17 protein-coding genes and 1 pseudogene are annotated in these 18528 nt (G+C 50.3%); 15 read left to right on the forward strand and 3 right to left on the reverse strand.

Annotated elements, in window-relative coordinates; translation table 11 throughout:
* The 9 genes from MCON_RS02635 to MCON_RS02675 all read left to right on the forward strand — a co-directional run bounded on the left by MCON_RS02635 (window position 1) and on the right by MCON_RS02675 (window position 10932).
* Window positions 1-375, forward strand: coding sequence for a P-II family nitrogen regulator (locus MCON_RS02635; RefSeq protein ID WP_013718499.1), 375 nt, complete (start codon window positions 1-3; stop codon window positions 373-375).
* Window positions 372-1982 carry a nitrogenase molybdenum-iron protein alpha chain gene (gene nifD, locus MCON_RS02640; protein ID WP_048131724.1) on the forward strand — a complete coding sequence of 537 codons (1611 nt, stop codon included), beginning with the start codon at window positions 372-374 and terminating at the stop codon, window positions 1980-1982. The genes MCON_RS02635 and nifD overlap by 4 nt, the downstream gene beginning before the upstream one ends.
* Entirely contained in the window at window positions 1975-3333 is a 1359-nt protein-coding gene (nifK, locus tag MCON_RS02645) for a nitrogenase molybdenum-iron protein subunit beta (RefSeq protein WP_013718501.1), read from the forward strand. The genes nifD and nifK overlap by 8 nt, the downstream gene beginning before the upstream one ends.
* A gap of 12 nt (window positions 3334-3345) precedes the next feature.
* The gene (nifE, locus tag MCON_RS02650) at window positions 3346-4773 is read left to right on the forward strand and encodes a nitrogenase iron-molybdenum cofactor biosynthesis protein NifE (protein ID WP_013718502.1); all 1428 of its coding nucleotides are present in this window, start codon (window positions 3346-3348) and stop codon (window positions 4771-4773) included.
* Entirely contained in the window at window positions 4766-6070 is a 1305-nt protein-coding gene (locus MCON_RS02655; RefSeq protein WP_013718503.1) for a nitrogenase component 1, read from the forward strand. Before nifE ends, MCON_RS02655 begins: the two co-directional genes overlap by 8 nt.
* Before the next feature lie 318 nt (window positions 6071-6388).
* Complete coding sequence (gene modA, locus MCON_RS02660) at window positions 6389-7180, forward strand: molybdate ABC transporter substrate-binding protein (RefSeq protein ID WP_202795819.1); 792 nt, start codon at window positions 6389-6391, stop codon at window positions 7178-7180.
* Window positions 7181-7254: 74 nt separating this feature from the next.
* Window positions 7255-8148 carry an ABC transporter permease gene (locus tag MCON_RS02665; RefSeq protein WP_013718505.1) on the forward strand — a complete coding sequence of 298 codons (894 nt, stop codon included), beginning with the start codon at window positions 7255-7257 and terminating at the stop codon, window positions 8146-8148.
* A gap of 40 nt (window positions 8149-8188) precedes the next feature.
* Entirely contained in the window at window positions 8189-8848 is a 660-nt protein-coding gene (locus MCON_RS02670; RefSeq protein ID WP_202795820.1) for an ABC transporter ATP-binding protein, read from the forward strand.
* 212 nt (window positions 8849-9060) lie between these two features.
* Complete coding sequence (locus MCON_RS02675) at window positions 9061-10932, forward strand: S-layer protein domain-containing protein (RefSeq protein ID WP_269798860.1); 1872 nt, start codon at window positions 9061-9063, stop codon at window positions 10930-10932.
* Between the two features lie 86 nt (window positions 10933-11018).
* Here the strand turns inward: MCON_RS02675 and hisF are convergent, their stop codons facing one another.
* Window positions 11019-11837: an imidazole glycerol phosphate synthase subunit HisF gene (gene hisF / locus MCON_RS02680; protein ID WP_013718508.1), complete on the reverse strand. Its 819-nt coding sequence runs from the start codon at window positions 11835-11837 to the stop codon at window positions 11019-11021.
* A gap of 672 nt (window positions 11838-12509) precedes the next feature.
* Here hisF and MCON_RS02685 point away from each other — a divergent pair.
* From MCON_RS02685 to MCON_RS02710, 6 genes are all read left to right on the forward strand, one after another.
* Entirely contained in the window at window positions 12510-13634 is a 1125-nt protein-coding gene (locus MCON_RS02685) for an RNA-guided endonuclease InsQ/TnpB family protein (protein WP_013718509.1), read from the forward strand.
* A 387-nt stretch (window positions 13635-14021) separates the two neighbouring features.
* Window positions 14022-14555: an ammonium transporter gene (locus MCON_RS02690; RefSeq protein ID WP_013718510.1), complete on the forward strand. Its 534-nt coding sequence runs from the start codon at window positions 14022-14024 to the stop codon at window positions 14553-14555.
* A gap of 39 nt (window positions 14556-14594) precedes the next feature.
* On the forward strand, window positions 14595-15539 hold the full coding sequence (locus MCON_RS02695) for an IS5 family transposase (RefSeq protein WP_013718511.1): 945 nt from the start codon (window positions 14595-14597) through the stop codon (window positions 15537-15539).
* Window positions 15540-15683: 144 nt separating this feature from the next.
* Window positions 15684-16628, forward strand: a complete 945-nt coding sequence (locus MCON_RS02700; RefSeq protein WP_269798861.1) for an ammonium transporter — start codon at window positions 15684-15686, stop codon at window positions 16626-16628.
* A complete protein-coding gene (locus MCON_RS02705) occupies window positions 16625-16963 on the forward strand; it encodes a P-II family nitrogen regulator (protein WP_013718513.1) in 339 nt (112 codons plus the stop codon). The genes MCON_RS02700 and MCON_RS02705 overlap by 4 nt, the downstream gene beginning before the upstream one ends.
* A gap of 314 nt (window positions 16964-17277) precedes the next feature.
* On the forward strand, window positions 17278-17580 hold the full coding sequence (locus MCON_RS02710) for a hypothetical protein (protein ID WP_013718514.1): 303 nt from the start codon (window positions 17278-17280) through the stop codon (window positions 17578-17580).
* A gap of 54 nt (window positions 17581-17634) precedes the next feature.
* Here the strand turns inward: MCON_RS02710 and MCON_RS02715 are convergent, their stop codons facing one another.
* Both MCON_RS02715 and MCON_RS02720 read right to left on the reverse strand, forming a co-directional pair.
* Window positions 17635-18060, reverse strand: coding sequence for an MFS transporter (locus tag MCON_RS02715; protein WP_157863642.1), 426 nt, complete (start codon window positions 18058-18060; stop codon window positions 17635-17637).
* A 272-nt stretch (window positions 18061-18332) separates the two neighbouring features.
* A pseudogene (locus MCON_RS02720) lies at window positions 18333-18509 on the reverse strand (IS3 family transposase); the annotation flags it as partial.
* Window positions 18510-18528: the final 19 nt, after the last annotated feature.

Consider the following 18528-nt stretch of genomic DNA (forward strand, 5'->3'; position numbering starts at 1 on the left):
ATGAAAGAAGTAATAGCCATCATCCAGCTGAACAAGATGGAGGCGACCAAAGACGCACTGGAGGTCATCGGAATTAGCAGCTTTACCGCCTACAAGGCTTCTGGACGGGGAAAGCAGAAAGGTCTGCAGATACCTCATCCAACGCCGCTGGATGAGAGGGATGAGAGAGATGAGAGGGATGAAAAGAGGATGAAATATATCCCCAAGAGGATGATCTCGGTTATGGTGGAAGACGAATTCGTTCCCGCGGTAGTGGCAGTGATCACCAAAGTGAACCGAACTGGAAACTATGGCGATGGCCGAATCTTCGTCAGCCCGATGGAAGAATCAGTCAGAATAAGAACCGGAGAGAGAGGGAGCGTGGCCATATCATGAGCGGAGTCGAAAGAGAGCCAGTAACCATTGCCCGGAGCCGGCAGACGGTCGAAGCGATGGTGAAAGGACTTCCCCAAAAAACGCAGGACATCAGAAAAAAGCATGTTGTAGTCAAGGACTCCTGCGAGATCGAACAGAGGATCGAAGCCAACGACCGCAGCGTTCCGGGCATCCTGACCAACCGCGGTTGCGCTTATGCCGGCTCCAAGGGGGTGGTTTTCGGGCCGATCAAAGACATCCTGCACATCACCCACGGCCCCATCGGCTGCGCCTACTTCACCTGGGGAACGCGCCGCAACCTGATGAGCCAGGATGAGGGCAGAGAGTGTTATTCGGGCTACTGCCTGAGTACAGACGTCAAGGAGACGGACATAGTCTTTGGCGCCGAGAAGAAGCTGGCTACAGCTATCAGGGAGGCCTATGCCATCTTCAAGCCGGAGTGCATCTCTGTCTTTTGCACCTGCCCCATCGGCCTCATAGGCGACGATATAGAATCGGTCTGTCGCAAGGCAGAAGAGGACCTCAAAATCAAGATTATCCCAGTACGCTGCGAAGGCTACCGGGGCGTTTCTCAATCCGCTGGGCACCACATCGCCTCCAACGCTCTGATGGAGCATCTGGTGGGCACGGAGGAGCTGGAGAATCCCGGACCCTTCGACGTCAACGTCTTCGGAGAGTACAACATCGGTGGAGACTACTGGGTGGTCAAGGACCTTCTGGAGAGAGTGGGCTACCGCATAGTGAGCCCCTTCACTGGCGACGCCTCGTTCCACGATATCGCCAAAGCTCATAGGGCAAAGCTGAACATCCTGCTCTGCCACCGCTCCATCAACTACACCAACCGCATGATGGAAGAGAAGTACGGCATTCCCTGGCTGAAGGTCAACTACCTGGGAGTGGAGGATACCATCAAGACGCTGCGGGATATGGCAGCGTTCTTCGACGATCCCGGCCTTACCAGAAGAACTGAAGCTGTGATTGACGAGGAGATGGCCAAGATCCAGCCGACGATCGATATGTACAGAAAGAGGCTGGCTGGAAAGAGGGTCATGATCCTGGTCGGTGGCTCAAGAGCGCACCACTTCAGGAACATGTTCGAGACTCTGGGAATGGAGGTAGTCGTGGCCGGATACGAGTTCGCCCACCGGGACGACTACGAAGGCAGAAAGATCCTCACCAGCATCGTCCACACCGGACGCTCCAAAGTCCTTGAGGACATCCACTACGAACGCGACCCGAACGTCGTCTCGCCGTATGACAACGAAGCGCTCCAGAAGAAGAAGGAGAAGATTCCGAGGCTCATGGATTACGAGGGCCTGCTCCCCCACATGAAGGATGGCCAGATAATGATCGATGACTACAGCCATCAGGAGTGCGAGCGGCTGGTAAGGGAATTGGGGGTGGACCTCTTCTGCTCGGGGATAAAAGACAAGTACGTCTTCCAGAAGATGCACATTCCCTCCCGCCAGATGCACTCTTATGACTACAGCGGCCCTTACACCGGCTTTTCGGGCTTTGTGCAGTTCGCCAAGGACATCGACATGTCTGTGAATAGCCCCACCTGGAAATTTATAACCCCACCCTGGAGGCAGAAGAGTAATGCTTGACTATACACCAAAAGAGATGGCGCAAAGAGAGACCCTGGTCATAAACCCGGCCAAGATCTGCCAGCCCATCGGCGCCATCCTGGCCTATAAAGGCATCCACAACTGCATGCCCATCACCCACGGCTCGCAGGGGTGCAGCTCATACCTGCGCATGGTGTTGGCCCGCCACTACCGAGAGCCGACGCTCGCTGCTACCTCCTCATTTACAGAGGACTCGGTGGTATTCGGAGGCAGAAACAACCTCAAAGAGGCGGTTGATAACGTGGTGAACATCTATCATCCCGATGTTCTCGCCATCAATACGACCTGCTCCTCAGAGACCATAGGCGACGATGTCTCCTCCTTCATGGAAGAGATCAAAGAAGAGGAGTTCTTCGACCCCAATGTGCGCGTCGTCATTGCCAGCACACCCAGCTACGTTGGATCGCACATCACCGGCTATGACAATGCGGTAAAGGCCATCGTCCAGAGCTTTGCTCGCAGGGGATCGCCCAACGGCAAGCTGAATGTCATTCCCGGTTTCGTGGAGCCAGGAGACATTCGTGAGATCAAGAGGATACTTGGCATTATGGGCGTTCGCCATATCATATTCCCTGATACCACGGACGTATTCGACGCACCGATGTCACCCCAATCAGGCGGACTTTTTCCGCCGGGTGGAACAACCATCCCGGACTTGAAAGACGCCGCCAATTCCCGTGCTACCATAGCTCTGGGAAGGACTGCTGGCGCCTCCGGAGCCATGGTCCTGAAGGGCAAGTTCCAGATTCCCGCCGTCATCGGCCCCATGCCCATTGGCATTCGTAATTCCGATGCATTTGTGATGAACGTCTCCAGCCTCATGGATGTGCCCATTCCCCAGGGGATAGAGGAAGAAAGAGGCAGGCTGGTGGACATGATGACCGATGCCCATCCCCACTTCCATGGCAAGAGCTTGGCTATCTTTGGAGACCCTGATACCGTCGCAGGACTGGTCAGCCTGGCAGTGGAGATGGGCATGAACCCCACATATGCGCTCACGGGCACTCCAGACAAGAAGTTCGAAGAAGAGGTTCATAGTGTCTCGCCTGACTGTGAAGCAATGATAGGAGACACATTCCTCCTGCACCAGAAGATCAAGAACAATCCGGTGGATATGCTCGTCAGTAATACCTATGGCAAGCTGATAGCCAGGGCAGAGGATATACCGCTGGTGCGGGTGGGGTTCCCCATAACCGATCGGGCCAATCTGCATTACTTCCCCATCATCGGCTACGCCGGAGCTGCCCGCCTGGTGGAGATGATAGGCAACGCCTTTCTGGAGAGGCGTGACAGAGACTCGGACGACACTCATTTCGAGATGGTCCTGTAGGAAACAACTACCATGAGCGTGATCAAGACCTTTGAAGGCAGAGAGGGTCACATATCCCAGAAAACGGGCTATGATCCTGTGTCCCTCTCCTGCAGCAACGAGAGCCTCGCTGGTGCCGTCAGCCAGAGGGCATGCGTTTATTCCGGAGCCCGGGTAGTGCTCAATCCCCTCACCGATGCCCTTCATCTGGTGCACGGCCCCATCGGCTGTGCCAGCTATACCTGGGATATCAGAGGGAGTTCCTCCTCCGGTCCGGACCTCTATAAGAACAGCTTTTCCACAGACATGTCGGAGCTGGATGTCGTTTATGGCGGCGAGAAGAAGCTGGCAAGAGCCATTCGTGATCTGGCGGAGAGGTTTCATCCCCCGGCCATATTCGTCTATTCCACCTGCATCGTGGGGATTATTGGAGATGACCTGAAAGCAGTCTGCCGTAGCGCTACCGCAGAGCTTGGCCTGCCCGTCATTCCTGTCCGGTCGGAAGGCTTTCGCGGAAACAAGAATGAGGGCTACAAGGCTGCCTGTAATGCTCTATTCGAGCTGGTCGGCACGAAGGAATACAGGCCTGCCATCCCTTATGCCATAAACCTCCTCGGGGAGTACAACGTTGCCGGAGACCTCTGGGCCATCAAGCCCCTATTTGAGGAGATGGGGATCGAGGTGGTAGCCACATTTACTGGAGACGGCAGGGTAGCAGAGATCCAGAGATCTCATACCGCCCGGCTGAATCTGGTCCAGTGCAGCGGCTCCATGACCTACCTCGCAAAGAAGATGGAAGAGAGGTATGGCATTCCCTACCAGCACATCAGCTTCTTCGGCCTTGGGGATTTGGCATCAGCTCTGCGCTGCGCTGCTCGATTCTTTGCAGACCAGAGCATGCTGGCAAAGGCAGAGGAGATAATCGAACGGGAGACGGCTCGGGTCATGCCAAAGATCGTCTACTACCGTTCCCGGGTCCAGGGAAAGAAGGCCGCCATCTACATGGGTGGCGCTGCCAAAGCAGTCTCCCTGGTCAGAGCTTTCGAGGAGCTGGGAATGGAGGTGGTGATCATAGGAACGCAGACCGGTGACCGGGACGACTACCGGAAGATAAGCTGCATGGTCAGGGACGGGACGGTAATTGTGGACGATGCCAATCCTCTTGAGCTGAGGGAGCTGCTGGCAGTCCAAAAGGCCGATCTGCTGGTGGCAGGGGTCAAAGAGAGGTTTCTTGCTTATAAACTTGGAATCGCTTTTTGCGACTTCAACCACGACCGAACCACCAGCTTTGAGGGCTATGACGGCCTGATCAACTTTGCCCGAGAGCTGGATGCCAGCCTGAACAGCCCTGTCTGGAGGCTGCCCCTGCATAGACCAAGTCCTATTGCAGGTTCAAGAGGTTTGGAAATCGAGAAAGGTATCGAGAAAGCAGCAGAAGGAGGTGTACAGGCCGATGTCTGAGAGCTATTCCACAATAAATCCCTGCAATATGTGCATGCCCATGGGATCGGTCCTGGCTTTCCGGGGAGTCGAGGGGTGCATGCCTCTGTTTCACGGCTCTCAGGGCTGTGCCACCTACATGCGATTGTACCTCGCCCACCACTTCCGGGAGCCAGTGGACATCGCATCTTCGGCCCTGAGCGAGAAGGGGACGGTTTATGGTGGCTCTGCCAACCTGAAGATGGGTCTGAATAACCTCATCATCGGTTACAGCCCCAAGGCCATCGGCGTAGCCACGACCTGTCTTGCCGAGACCATTGGAGACGACATCGTCCAGATCATAAATGAATTCCGTGCCGAGGAGAAATCCAATATCCCAATCATTCCAGTGTCCACTCCCAGCTACTCCGCCTCTCATGAGGAGGGATATGCCAGAGCGCTCCAGGCATTGGTTCAGAGCCTGGCCAGGAGAACAGAGCCCGGCGGCAGGATAAATCTGATCATCGGATCGTTTGTTTCTCCAGCGGATGTGCGCTACCTCAAAAATATGATTATTGATTGGGGATCTGCAGACGAGTTCATCCTGTTTCCCGATATATCTGAGACCCTTGATGCTCCGCGAGTGGAAAACCCGCCAAGGATCACAGAGGGTGGCACAACACTAGAGGATATGGTTGACACTGCCAACTCACGCTGTACACTGACTATCGGCGGGCGCTTCCAGAGCAGTTCGGCTGGGGAATTTCTGGAACGAGAGTTCAGAGTGCCGCAAACGGCTCTGCCCCTGCCCATTGGCCTTAAAGATACCGACCTTTTCGTATCCATGCTGGAGGAGCAGACTGGAATTGCCCTCCCCGAGAGATATGAGGCCCAGAGGGGCAGGCTGCTTGATACCCTGGCTGATGTTCACAAATACCTGGCAGGGGTGAGGGTGGCAGTTTATGGAGATTCCGATATTGTTCTAGGACTGACAAGGTTCCTCTGTGAGGCGGGAGCAATTCCGGCCGTTGTGGCAACCGGATTGAGAAGCACCCGCTTTGAGGCGGAGATAAGGGCGGCGTCTGAGGATGCCCTAATTCTCCTGGGGGCTGATTTCAGCCAGATCCACGACAAAATAAGGAATGCAAGAATCGACCTGATGCTGGGCACCTCCAATGGCCGTCAGATATCAAAAAAAGAGGGAATACCTCTGGTGCGGGTGGGGCTTCCCAACCACGATCGAGTGGGAGCAACGCGGCAGCTCCTGGTTGGGTACGAGGGTGCCACCCGGCTTGCGGATGCCATAACCAATGCTCTGCTGGATGAGAATAACCTTTGAACAATGGGGCATCATCAAGCAGCCGGACAGGCGGTCTTGCCATAAGGGTCTGGGCCACAGGTCTGAGAGCTCAGGATTTTGAGGTGATTTTGTTCCATCCGGCAAGGCTTAAATAAGTTTACATATTAGCTCACTAATTAGAGATAAGTTAGTGCATATGATTATTGAGAATATATCTGAGTATATTGAAATTAGCTGAAAGATCGAAGCATATTGAAGCATACCAAGATATAAATAATAATCGTTGCATTTCAGGAGGGCAAAGCTTTGATGAAAAAAAGTATATTTATCGCATTTTTTGCAGCCCTGGTCCTTTCCATGTCTGCAGGATTCGCCCAATCGCCGGATGAGCTCATAGTCTTTACAGCAGCTTCGCTGACAGGAGCTTTTGGCGAAATAGGAGAGATATACGAGAACGAAACCGGCATCCATGTGGCATTCAACTTCGACGGCTCACAGGCACTGCGCACCCAGCTCGAAAACGGTGCTTATGCCGATCTCTTCGCTTCAGCCAATACGAAGCAGATGAATGCCGTAAGAGAGAGCAGGCTAATGAACAACAGCAGCGTCGCCATCTTCACAAGAAATAAGCTCTCGCTCATCATTCCCAAGGATAACCCTGCAAAGATCACCAACCTCTCAGACCTCGCCCGGCCGGGTGTCAAGATCGTCATGGGAACAAAGGATGTACCGGTGGGCGACTATGCTCTGCAGATCATAGCCAGGCTTGGCAACGACTCTGCATATGGTCCGGATTATGAGAGAGATGTGCTGGCCAATGTCATCTCTCAAGAGACAAATGTCAACTACGTGGTGACCAAAGTGGCCCTGGGAGAAGCAGATGCCGGATTTGCATATATCTCCGATATCACCCAGGATATGACAAGCAAGATAGACAAGATAGTTATCCCGGACGAATACAATATCATAGCCGAGTACCCCATGGGAATGCTTCTGGAATCAAAGTATCCTGCCGAGAGCCAGAGGTTCATGGATCTGGTTATGTCGGATGAGGGCAGAGCGGTCCTGGAAAAGTACGGCTTCGCTCCCGTCGAACGCGAGCCTATGATGCATGAGGAGACTTCTTCGGCGTCAGCTGCTGCTGCTTAACCGGAAGATCTCTTTTTTTTAGGCCAGGGAAAGAAACAAAACCGAGAGAATTTAATGAAGAGATCGAGTGACCAATGGCTTCCAATCAAATAGACATCAATCGTCTCGGCAAAAGAGATCTTGCTGAGCTGGCAGGTCGGGGACAAGAGAGCGTCAGCATTCTTTCCAGGTTACGGGAGGTGGCTCTAAAAGCGAGTTTGGCCCTCTTACTGATAATTGCCATAACCTTCATAGCTCTGCCTGTAGTCGCGCTCTTCCTCAGAAGCCCTCTGGACACTACTCTCCAATCTCTTCATGATCCAGTGGTAATGGATGCACTCAGACTCAGTCTTATGACCTCCACCCTGACCACCATCACTGTGGTATTAATGGGAACGCCTATCGCCTACGTCAGCGCTCGATTTCGATATTTCGGCAAGGAGCTGGCCGACTCTCTGATTGATCTGCCTGTTATCATGCCTCCTGCGGTGGCAGGAATTGCCCTACTCATGGCCTTTGGCCGGATGGGAATCGTTGGCCATTACCTGGACGCCTTTGGAATAAGCATCGCCTTCACCACTCTGGCGGTGATCATAGCCCAGGTATTCGTCTCCAGCCCCTTTTACATTCGCCAGGCGAGGACGAGCTTCGAAGATGTGGACATTGCTCTCGAGAATGCGGCTCGAACCCTGGGAGGTTCACGGATCTACACCTTCTTTCATGTCATCCTGCCCATAGCCATCAACGGCCTCGTCTCCGGGGCCATAATGGCCTTCGCCCGCTCTCTGGGAGAGTTTGGAGCTACTATCATGTTTGCCGGCAACTTTCAGGGCAGGACGCAGACCATGCCTCTGGCCATCTATACAGCCATGCAAGGCGATCTGGACGTCTCCCTGTGTATTGCCATAATACTGGTGGCCATTTCATTTGTGGTCATATTCCTGGTAAAGACTCTAACCCGGCGGGTGTATAAGAATGCTGGAAATTGACATTAAAAAGGGGCTTCGGGATTTCGATCTCGAGGTTAAAATGATGATCAAAGAAGGCGAGATCCTGATGCTGGTGGGGGATAACGGCTGTGGGAAGACCAGCCTGCTGAATTTAGTGGCAGGGCTACAGGACCCGGACGAGGGTAGGATAGCACTGGACGGAAGGCCGCTGTTCGATTCCGGTCTGAAGATCCGCGTCGCCCCTGAAGGGAGGAATATAGGATATGTCTTTCAAAGCTACGCCCTCTTTCCTCATATGAGCGTATATGATAATGTGGCCTTCGGCCTGCGGACCAGAAGGCTTTCCCGGAGGGCTATTGAGTCCAGAGTAATGGAGCACCTGAAGGCTGCTGGACTCTGGGATATCAGGAAGGCCAGGGCAGTTGAGGTCTCGGGAGGGCAGAGGCAGCGGGTAGCACTGGCGAGGGCATTGATCATCGAGCCCGATCTGCTATTGCTGGACGAGCCACTATCTGCATTGGACGTTCGTAAGCAGGCTGCCATGAGAAAGGAGCTTCGGGAAAGGATTCACGCCTGCCATGTGCCGAGCATCATTGTCACTCATGATCTGAGGGATGTGGCTTCTATTGGAGATCGGGCCTGTCTCCTGGAGAGGGGAAGGATCGCTCTCACTGGAGGCGCAGATGAGGTTATGGGCTGGGGAGAGGGCCTGCAGGATAGAGAAGGAGAGCCGGTATGAAGATATTGAATGGGATAATTCATTTAATATTTTAGAAAGATTCCATAATCCAAAAGATTCATTAGGAGTCCAGTCCTAACACGATAATGTAAATCCTTGTCGGAGGAATTTTAATCGGATCAACTTTTATAATCATCCTGATAGTCACCTTTTTAGGAGGCATAATCAGCGAAGGAGCCGCAGGATATGAAAATGATCATTCAACTCTGCTGATTGAGGAACAGGAGCGGGAAGTCCTTATCAATATAACAAATGAAGAGAGATTGGAGCTTGAGGGCGGATACGAGCTGGTGGTTAAGTCAATTGATATTGACGGCAATAGGGTTTATTTGGAGCTATACAAAGACAAAGAGATGATTGATTCCAGGATTATCGTGCCAGCAAACCAGGTTGACGATGAATTCGTCTATTCCCGACCTGGAACGTCTAATGAAATAAGGGCAAAATTAAAAAATTCCTTCAGAAGCGCTTATCAGAATCTTGCTACAATAGTGGGAATATGGCAGAATTCAGAAGACAATCCTGATCGTATATTGATAAACAAATCTCAATTAATAATATTGTCTTCAAAAGAGTCAATAAAATTGGAGGAGGGATACGAGTTATTCATCAAGTCAATGGACATCGAGGGAGACAAAATTTGTCTTGAGCTGGATAAAGATGGGAAATTGGTTCATGAAGAGGTGATCATACCGCCTAACGATGTTGATGACATCTTCCACTATTCCCGAGCGGGAACATCTCATGAGATATTGATCCACTTTAAAAACGTTTTGAGAACTCCGGATCAGGATCTGGTCACAATAGACCGAATCTGGCAGAATTCGAAAGACAATCCCGATCGCATTTTAATAAATGACTCTAGATCAATGACATTGAGCTCACAAATGCCCCTGGAACTACAGGAAGGTTATGAGCTGGCGATCCGGTTCGCAGATATCGAGGGAAATAAAGCGTACCTTCAGTTTAGCAGAGACGGAGAAGTAATTGACTCTAAGCTGATCATACCCGCAAATGAGGTTGACGACAACTTTGTCTACTCTCAGGCAGAAGCGTCCAACCAAATAAAGGTTCACTTCAAAAACGCTTACCGAGGCACAGATCATTCATTGGCTATGATAGATGGGATTTGGCAGACTTCAGGGATGGATCCCTATCGTATACTGATAAATGACACTCAATTGAGAACGGTGAGTTCAAGGTTTGGCTTGATGCTAGAAGAAGGATATGAGTTGGAGATTCAGTCCATGGACCTCGATGGTAATAGAGTGTACGTGGTGCTTGTCAAGGACGGAGAAATAGTTGCTTCTCAGGTGATCATGCCAGCGAACGAAGGGGATGATACTTTCATCTACTCCTGTCCGGGAACCCCACAAGAAATAAGAGTTCGCTTCAAGAACGCTTTCAGGGGCGCAGATCAGAACCTAGCTACAGCAGACGGCCTCTGGCAGACTTCAGAGGTCAATCCTGATCTTATATTGATTGACGACCCCCGATCCCGTACAATGACTTCAGGGACGACTTTAGCTTTGGAGGAAGGATACAAGCTAGCTATTAATTCCATAGACATAGATGGAAATAAAGTGAACCTGGATCTCTACAAAGATGAGATTGTTATCGATTCCCAGGTGATCATACCGGCGAACGAAGTTGATGATACTTTCATCTACTCCTGTCCGGGAACATCGCAAGAAATAAGAGTTCGCTTCAAGAACGCTTTCAGAGGTGCAGATCAAAGCATGGCTACAGTAGATAGCCTCTGGCAGACTTCAGAGATCGATCCCAATCCAATATTGATTAACGACACCAGATCCCAGACAATAACTTCAGGGACACCTTTAAAATTGGAGGAAGGATATGAGCTTATTATCCCGTCCATAGACATTGATGGAAATAAATTATACCTGGAGCTCTGTAAAGATGGGATGATGGTTGATTCGCAGGTGATCACACCAGAGAACGAGGTTGATGATACTTTCATCTACTCCAGGCCAGAAACATCGCAAAAAATAAAAGTTCACTTCAAGAACGCTTTCAGAGGCGCAGAACAGAGCTTGGTCACAATAGACAGTATCTCGCAGTGAATCTAATGGATGGGGGGAGCATAGATCAGGCTGATCCCCTTCTTATCCTTCTTTCCCACCGCCCTTAGGTTCATCGCCTTTTCAAATCACCGTCTTACCCGGATACCGTTGCTCTCCAGATAATCCTTGACCTGGCCCACAGTGTACTCTCCCCGGTGGAACATCCCTGCGGCCAGGGCCTTCTCCACCTTTGCCACTGTAAAGGCCTCCAGGATATGCTGCGGTGTGGAGGCCCCGCCGCTGGCAGTAACCGGGATGGAAACCGCCTCGCATATGGCTTTTGTCAGGGGCAGATCGTAGCCGATATTCGTCCCGTCCCGGTCCATGCTGGTGGGAAGTAGCTCGCCCGCGCCAAAGCTCTCCATCTTCCGGCACCAATCAATTGCATCGACTCCTACAGGCTCTCTGCCGCCGTATATCACCAGCTCGAACCAGGCTTTTGCGCCGTCCTCCAATTCATAGACATTTACCCCCGGCACGATGTTGGTGTTGCGGCGGGCGTCCACTGCCACTGTGATCCTGTCTGATCCGAAGGCTTCTGAGGCCTCCTTCACAAAATCGGGATTCTTGACTGCAGCGGTGTTGATTCCCACCTTGTCCGCTCCGGCGTCCAGGATCTGCTTGATACCATCCAGGGTTCCTATGCCTCCGCCAACGGCAAAGGGAATGTCGACCGCATCTGCCACCCTGCGGGCTACATCAACCATGGTCTTTCTGCCCTCATGAGAGGCGGTGATATCGAGAAATACCAGCTCATCAGCGCCTTGATCCTGATAGCGCCGGGCGAACTGGACCGGATCGCCCTGCCTTTTCAGGTCCACGAACTTGACTCCTTTGACCACTGATGGCTGGCCGTCAACCACCTTGACATCCAGGCAAGGAACTATCTTGGCATAATCCTTCATGGATGAGGGAAAGGAGGGCCTGGAGTAAAATAGTTGCCCCCTGAATAGAGTACTGGGCTATGTTCTCCTGTCATAGCGCCTCTTTGTCAACTACCGCGTCCTGAAGGGCGCGGCTTGCCTCTACGCAAAAAGTCGCGAGGCGTAAGGGTGGCTGACTCTTCCTGCTGACTACACTGTGGCACATATTCGCGTGCTGGCACCCCAGGTACGGGAGGAGAGGTTCATTTGTCATCCTATCACCTAGATCGGTTGCCCGATCTCATATGCCTCCGATACCGTGTCCCTGTATTTGCTTGTACGAGTCAGTTAAGCTGTTGTCTGTTCCTCGTCAAAACGAGGGGAAGTGCCCAACCATATCAAATGGTCTGACTCTAGCAATGGACATCAGGAGATGGATTTGTGAGCATAATTAACTTACGGGAGAGCCCAATTCCTCCCCACCCTGAAAGATGGGAACTCCTTGGGCAACGTGTTGAATGCCCTGTGAGCTTCAGGCTTGAAGTTCAAGCAGGCGAAGACATTCTGGATGTGGGATTGAGTGTTTTGAGATTGCGAATTATAACGTCGGGGTGTAGGGGCAGAGAAGACCCCTCTCCTTCAGGGGAGGGGATGAATCGTGCCCCGCCGTTGTGCAGAAAACTATAAACACAATCAACCACATAACAAGCATCTATGCTCAAGGCATATAAATTTAGGATCTATCCAACAAAGTCCCAAAGGACGAAGATGGAGAGGACCCTAGATCTATGCCGGTGGACATACAATCAGACCTTAGCATACCGAAAAGATGCTTGGGAGAAAGAAGGCAAATCCGTATCCAAGTACGAGACGCACAATCTTCTTCCAACTTGGAAAGAAGAGAAGCCTGAACTTAACGATGTCTTTTCCCAAACCCTTCAGAATGCCCAGGAAAGGGTGGATCTTGCCTTGAAGGCGTTCTTCCGAAGAGTCAAAGCCGGAGAGAATCCTGGATATCCAAGATTTCGGGGAAGAGGTTGGTACGATTCTTTTACCTATCCTCAGAAGGGGTTCAAGCTCAATGCTGGTAAGCTCTATCTTTCCAAGATTGGTAATATCAAGATCAAGCTCCATAGATCCATAGAAGGCAAGATCAAACGGCTGACCGTAAGGAGAGCTGCGACAGGTAAATGGTTTGCCTGCTTTTCTGTGGAGATCGAAGATCAACTCAAGCCTCCCTGGAAAGACGGTTCTCTCGTTGGTGTAGATGTTGGTCTGGAAAGCTTTGCGACTCTTTCCAATGGTGAGACGATAGCTAATCCTCGATTCTTCCGAGAAGAGGAAAAGGAACTCGCCAGAGTCCAAAGGAAGATCTCAAAAGCACCGAAAGGCACTCCAGAAAGAAAGAAAGCTCTTCGGATGGTTGAGCGGGTCCATGAAAGGATCGCTAACAAGCGATACGATTTTGCCCATAAGGTTAGTCGATATCTGGTTAACAGGTTCGGATTGATCGCTTTTGAAGATCTTAGTATTCAAAATATGCTCAAAAACCATTGCCTGGCAAAATCCATCTCAGACGTGGCTTGGAATATGCTTGTGACTCTGACCTCGTACAAGGCTGCAAGTGCCGGTTCGATGGTAGTACTGGTAGATCCAAGAAATACGTCTAAGATGTGCTCCAGGTGTGGCATTCTGGTTGAAAAGACGCTATCTAATCGCGTCCATAACTGCACTCAGTGCGGGCTATCCTTGGATCGAGATTGGAATGCGGCAATCAATATACTCAGATTGGGACTACAATCTGTCGGAATAAAAACCGTAGAAGCCTGCCCCTTTTAAGGGGTGGGAGTAGTCACGCAAGCATAATGCCACATATTTTTTCTTAAAAAATCTTAGTTTATCGTTTTTATTCTCAAATTGTTTTTTATACAGTTATCTCATTTTCAAAAATCGCATAAACATAAAAGCAGTTGAGGGAATATGATGAGAGACATTGAGCTAATAAGTGGAAAAGCCATTTTTGCGCAGGTATCCAACGCTAGTGTGACCGATGTGCAAATTCTGGAAAGCCAAAAGAGCTGGCCGCGTACGATGACTACGATATTTGGCTGGGAGCCATAGCCAGTGATGTGCCGCTTAATATGATTAATTCAAGTGGCCATACATAATTTCTGACGTTGTGACCGATTTCACCAATTAGTTTGAGCAAAAGGATGGTGATAGAGCATGAGAAATACAAAGTATACCAATATTGCAGCAAGTGCTTTTGTATTATTGCTGCTATTAACAACCATAGCAATGGCAGGCGATCCGAATGGTTCCAATACCTATACGGATGATGTTGCCGGGATGAAGCTTGCCGTCAACTTTGCATGGACTCTGATAGGGGCCTTCCTGGTCTTTTTCATGCAAGCAGGCTTCGCCTTTCTGGGTGCAGGAGCTTTAAGGGTAAAGAATACAGTGAACTACTTTGCCAAGAGCTACATGGACTTCTCCATAGGTGCATTGGCCTATTGGGCCGTTGGCTTTGCTCTCATGTTCGGAGGCTCAAAGCTCTATGCAGGATTGGAGGACGGAAACAGTATCATCGGTTGGAGCGGATGTTTCCTTTCCGGGAACTCATATGACGTCTCGACCATGATGTTCTGGATGTTCCAGGTGGTCTTCGCGGCTACCGCAGCTACAATTGTGGCAGGTGCGTGTGCTGAGAGAATGAAGCTGCAAGCCTATCTCATGAGAATTCCGAAAAACCCCATTTAATCGATAACTATAAATACTATTGTTAGTATATAATGTTACATGAGGAACCTCACTGATTTTGCCCTTCGTCTGGAATACGAACGGGTCAAAGATCTTGGAGATAAGCTGGTCGATATTGGGGGTAGACTAAATTGGGAAGGCTTCAGACCGCCGCTTGAAGCTATGTACAGGAACAATACCGAATGCGGCGGCCGACCGAATCTCGATGTGATCGTGATGCTCAAGTCGCTTTTCATTCAACAGCTATACAGCCTATCCGATGAGCAGCTTGAACGGGAAATTGCCGATCGCATCTCGTTTAGAGTGTTTCTTGGCACAACGGAGACTGTTCCAGATTCCACAACGATATGGAAGTTCAGAGAACGCCTTGCTGAGACCGGTGCAGACCAGAAAATATGGGCTGAGATGCAAAGGCAACTTGATGCCATGAAACTCAAGGTGCAAAAGGGAATCATGCAGGATGCCACGTTCATAACATCTGATCCTGGCCATGCCAAAGCAGATACTCCTCGTGGCGATGAAGCCAAGACCAGGCGAAGTAAAGATGGAGCATGGGCGAAAAAAGGAACTAAATCCTTTTTCGGCTACAAGCTGCATGATGCCATGGACGAGAAATTTGGTTTGATTAGAAGGATCGAGGTTACAGCTGCTAATGTCCATGATAGTCAAGTAGATTTAGCAGAAGAAGGCGAAGTTCGCTATGCGGATAAAGGATATTCTGGCGCGAAGACAAAAGGATATGATGCAGCCATGAGAAAAGCCACCCGAGGCCATCCTTTAAGTTACAAGGATGAAATGCGCAACAAGCGGATCTCCAGTAAAAGATCGCCTGTAGAGAGGTTCTACGCTTTCATCAAGTGTGTCTGCAAAGCAGGGCATGTCGCTGTTACTACAGTTGCCAGAGTTCGAGTCAAGATGATGATTACGGGTATCGTTTTCAATGTCTATCATTTGGCCTCGGCCAAAAGCAAAATGGTGGTTTAGCTTTAGCTGTCGAAAAAATATGGAAAATAAGAGGAAAATGAGGGATTCAGGAGGCAAGAGCTGGAAAAATTAGAGTGAAAACGTCAAAATATTGACGGATTCCATTATGGGGACCATCGACATCACGTTAATCGGAATCCTCTCATTTACAGCGGAATAGTCACTGCGGTTATCTATGCCATCTATGGCCACTGGGTTTGGGGTGGCGGCTGGCTGGCAACGCTGCCATACGGCGTCGGGGTCAGGGATTTTGCCGGCTCCGGAGTAGTTCACGCTGTGGGCGGTATGGTGGCCTTGGCAGGCATATACCTGCTTGGTCCCAGGATTGGAAAATTCAACAAGGACGGTGTGCCTAATGCTATTCCTGGTCACGATGTTCCAATGATCGTTATGGGTACATTCTTTCTGTTCTTCGGATGGTTTGGATTCAATCCGGCCAGCACTCTGGCCGCCACAGATCTGAGGATCTCAGTCATTGCGGTCAATACGTTCCTGGCGGGAGCCGCAGGGGCGACGCTGGTCTGTTACTACACTTTCTTCAAGACCAAAAAAGTAGACATAGCTCTCACCTGCAACGGAGCCCTGGCAGGCTTGGTTGGCATTACAGCTTCCTGCGCTTATGTACCGACCTGGGCAGCAGTAGTAATCGGAGTGGTTTCAGGATTTATAGTGATGTACGGCATAAAGTTCAACGATTGGGTGCTCAAAGTCGACGATCCTGTGGGTGCTGTAGCTGTGCACGGCTATAATGGCCTATGGGGGTTGCTGACCGTTGGAATATTCGCAGACGGAACTTATGGTGGTGTCAGCGGTTTGATCGTAGGCAATACCAGCCAGATCATTGCTCAGATTATAGATATGGTGGTAGTTGTGGTCTGGGCTTTCGGCACGGGCTACATCCTGTTCTACATAATCAAGAAGATCGTGGGTCTCAGGGTATCTCCAGAAGAAGAGTTGACTGGATTAGATCTGGGCGAGCACGGATATTCCGCTTATCCGGAATTCGTTATTGCAGGTCCAATGGACGGTTTAAGGGAAGGGCAGATATCTGATAATTTAGAATGTTCAACCGAAGGAGCACGAACATGAAGATGATACAGGCGATAATCAGGCCATCCAAGGTAGAAGAGGTAAAAAATGCACTTGATGAGGCAGGCTATACCAGCCTTACCTCTATTGAGATAAAAGGCAGAGGCCGGCAAAAGGGCATTACCCAGATATGGCGTGGCGAAGAATACCAGGTGGACATGCTGCCCAAGGTGAAGGTGGAACTGGTCGTCCCCGATGATAAAGAGGATGAGGTGGTGGAGATCATCAGAAAGGCAGCTTACACCGGAAATATCGGTGACGGCAAGATCTTCGTCCTGCCAGTGGAAAAGACCATCCGTATCAGGACGGGCGAGACGGACGACAAGGCGCTGTAGCCGTCTCTTATATTTTTTACCGCCAGCTATGGCATCTTTCTCCTGTCATATTCCTGAGACTATGTGTATATTTTTTGTTATATAAATCCTAGTAAAGCGGGATCTCTGATTCCTGCGCCTGACGATCGCAGTCATATCCGGGACTCATCAGCTTGAGGACTTCCAGCCTCTGTATCAGAGCAACGAGATGCGCTTGCAGCTTTGACCGCTACTCATCTTTGTCAAGATTTAAGATTTGGTCATTTTTGAATTCCAGTAAGCATGCTTACTGACCTACAAGAAAAGGGCAAATTTTAACCAAGTCCACAGAGCTGGTGGAGTCGCTCAAGGACTACACCGGGCTTATGCTTCCGTTCTTCTTCACCACCATCGCCGACACAAAACTGGTGGGAGTCAGAAGATTTGCCAAGCAGGATGCCCTGCACGAGCACTGGGAGCTGATGGAACTATGTCTGGAATATAACCTGCGGCACCTGAAAGAGCTGCACCGTCTCTACTGCGAGAGAATAACGGCGGGCCCGGTTGTTCATGTCGCCCTGACGGGAATAAATCTGCTGGTGGACATCGCTTTGAACAAGTATCTGAAGAGAATGAAACGAGGGGAGCCGCCCAAGTGACTGCTCCCATGACTTGCTAATGCCCTGATCATGTTAAACTTTTTCAAGATTCATCTACCTGCTTGCTGCAGCGATATATCTTTCAGGAACCTGCATTACATACGGCTTTTGGGAGATGCGCAGCCATAGCGCCTCGCACACCAGTCCGATCAGGATATTCATGATGCCCAGGACTAAAATTGTGTTGCTCCAGTTCAGGGATATTATGGTCATGCCAATGCTTCCTATGAAAATACTGGAGAAGCTCATCAGAGCCGCAGCAGATCCTGTATCCTCTCTTTGCTGCTCCAGCATCAAATTTGCGCCGGGAGTTCGCACACAGTTACCACAGATGGTTGCTGGTAAGAGCACAATGGTCAGTATCCAAGGCTGAAACCCGCCAACAAATGATATGAGCAGACCGCTGGCTGATATCGCCGCAAAGCAGACTATGATAATCGACCTGCGGTGGCATTTCCTGGACACTCGCATATAAAGCATCGGGCCAAAGATCATTGCAATGGCATTTATGGCATAATAATAGCTGTAAACCTGCGCACTTAGCCCAAAACCGTTTATATAAATGTAGGATGATGAGGCTATGAACGCCAATGCGGACATGCTCGGCAAAGAAAACAAGATGAGCAGAGACGAAAAGCCCGGATTCCCTGCAACTCTGCAAAGTCTGCACAGTGCCTGCAGCATCGAGCTCGTGTTGCGTTTGGTTATTGTCTCCTGCAATGTGGACTGCACCCCTGATAATGGACAAATAGTTAAGCAATGGTATTTAAGGCAACCTCCACTTCGAACTGAACCGGAGATCTGTAATTGAGAGCTGAATGCAGCCTCTTATGGTTGTACACATTTTCAATAAAGTTGCATATGTTCCTGAATGCATCTTCAAATGTCTCATATTCATTGAGATATACCTCCTCGACCTTCAGTGTTTTGGCACAATCTCCTAAATAA

The organism is Methanothrix soehngenii GP6 (genome assembly GCF_000204415.1).
In the GTDB taxonomy this organism is placed as follows: domain Archaea; phylum Halobacteriota; class Methanosarcinia; order Methanotrichales; family Methanotrichaceae; genus Methanothrix; species Methanothrix soehngenii.

Coding starts and splice junctions, on each gene's coding strand:
- MCON_RS02635 (WP_013718499.1), top strand. CDS start 1: ATGAAAGAAGTAATAGCCATCATCCAGCTGAACAAGATGGAGGCGACC.
- nifD (WP_048131724.1), top strand. CDS start 372: ATGAGCGGAGTCGAAAGAGAGCCAGTAACCATTGCCCGGAGCCGGCAG.
- nifK (WP_013718501.1), top strand. CDS start 1,975: ATGCTTGACTATACACCAAAAGAGATGGCGCAAAGAGAGACCCTGGTC.
- nifE (WP_013718502.1), top strand. CDS start 3,346: ATGAGCGTGATCAAGACCTTTGAAGGCAGAGAGGGTCACATATCCCAG.
- MCON_RS02655 (WP_013718503.1), top strand. CDS start 4,766: ATGTCTGAGAGCTATTCCACAATAAATCCCTGCAATATGTGCATGCCC.
- modA (WP_202795819.1), top strand. CDS start 6,389: ATGTCTGCAGGATTCGCCCAATCGCCGGATGAGCTCATAGTCTTTACA.
- MCON_RS02665 (WP_013718505.1), top strand. CDS start 7,255: ATGGCTTCCAATCAAATAGACATCAATCGTCTCGGCAAAAGAGATCTT.
- MCON_RS02670 (WP_202795820.1), top strand. CDS start 8,189: ATGATGATCAAAGAAGGCGAGATCCTGATGCTGGTGGGGGATAACGGC.
- hisF (WP_013718508.1), bottom strand. CDS start 11,837: ATGAAGGATTATGCCAAGATAGTTCCTTGCCTGGATGTCAAGGTGGTT.
- MCON_RS02685 (WP_013718509.1), top strand. CDS start 12,510: ATGCTCAAGGCATATAAATTTAGGATCTATCCAACAAAGTCCCAAAGG.
- MCON_RS02690 (WP_013718510.1), top strand. CDS start 14,022: ATGAGAAATACAAAGTATACCAATATTGCAGCAAGTGCTTTTGTATTA.
- MCON_RS02695 (WP_013718511.1), top strand. CDS start 14,595: ATGAGGAACCTCACTGATTTTGCCCTTCGTCTGGAATACGAACGGGTC.
- MCON_RS02705 (WP_013718513.1), top strand. CDS start 16,625: ATGAAGATGATACAGGCGATAATCAGGCCATCCAAGGTAGAAGAGGTA.
- MCON_RS02715 (WP_157863642.1), bottom strand. CDS start 18,060: ATGCTTTATATGCGAGTGTCCAGGAAATGCCACCGCAGGTCGATTATC.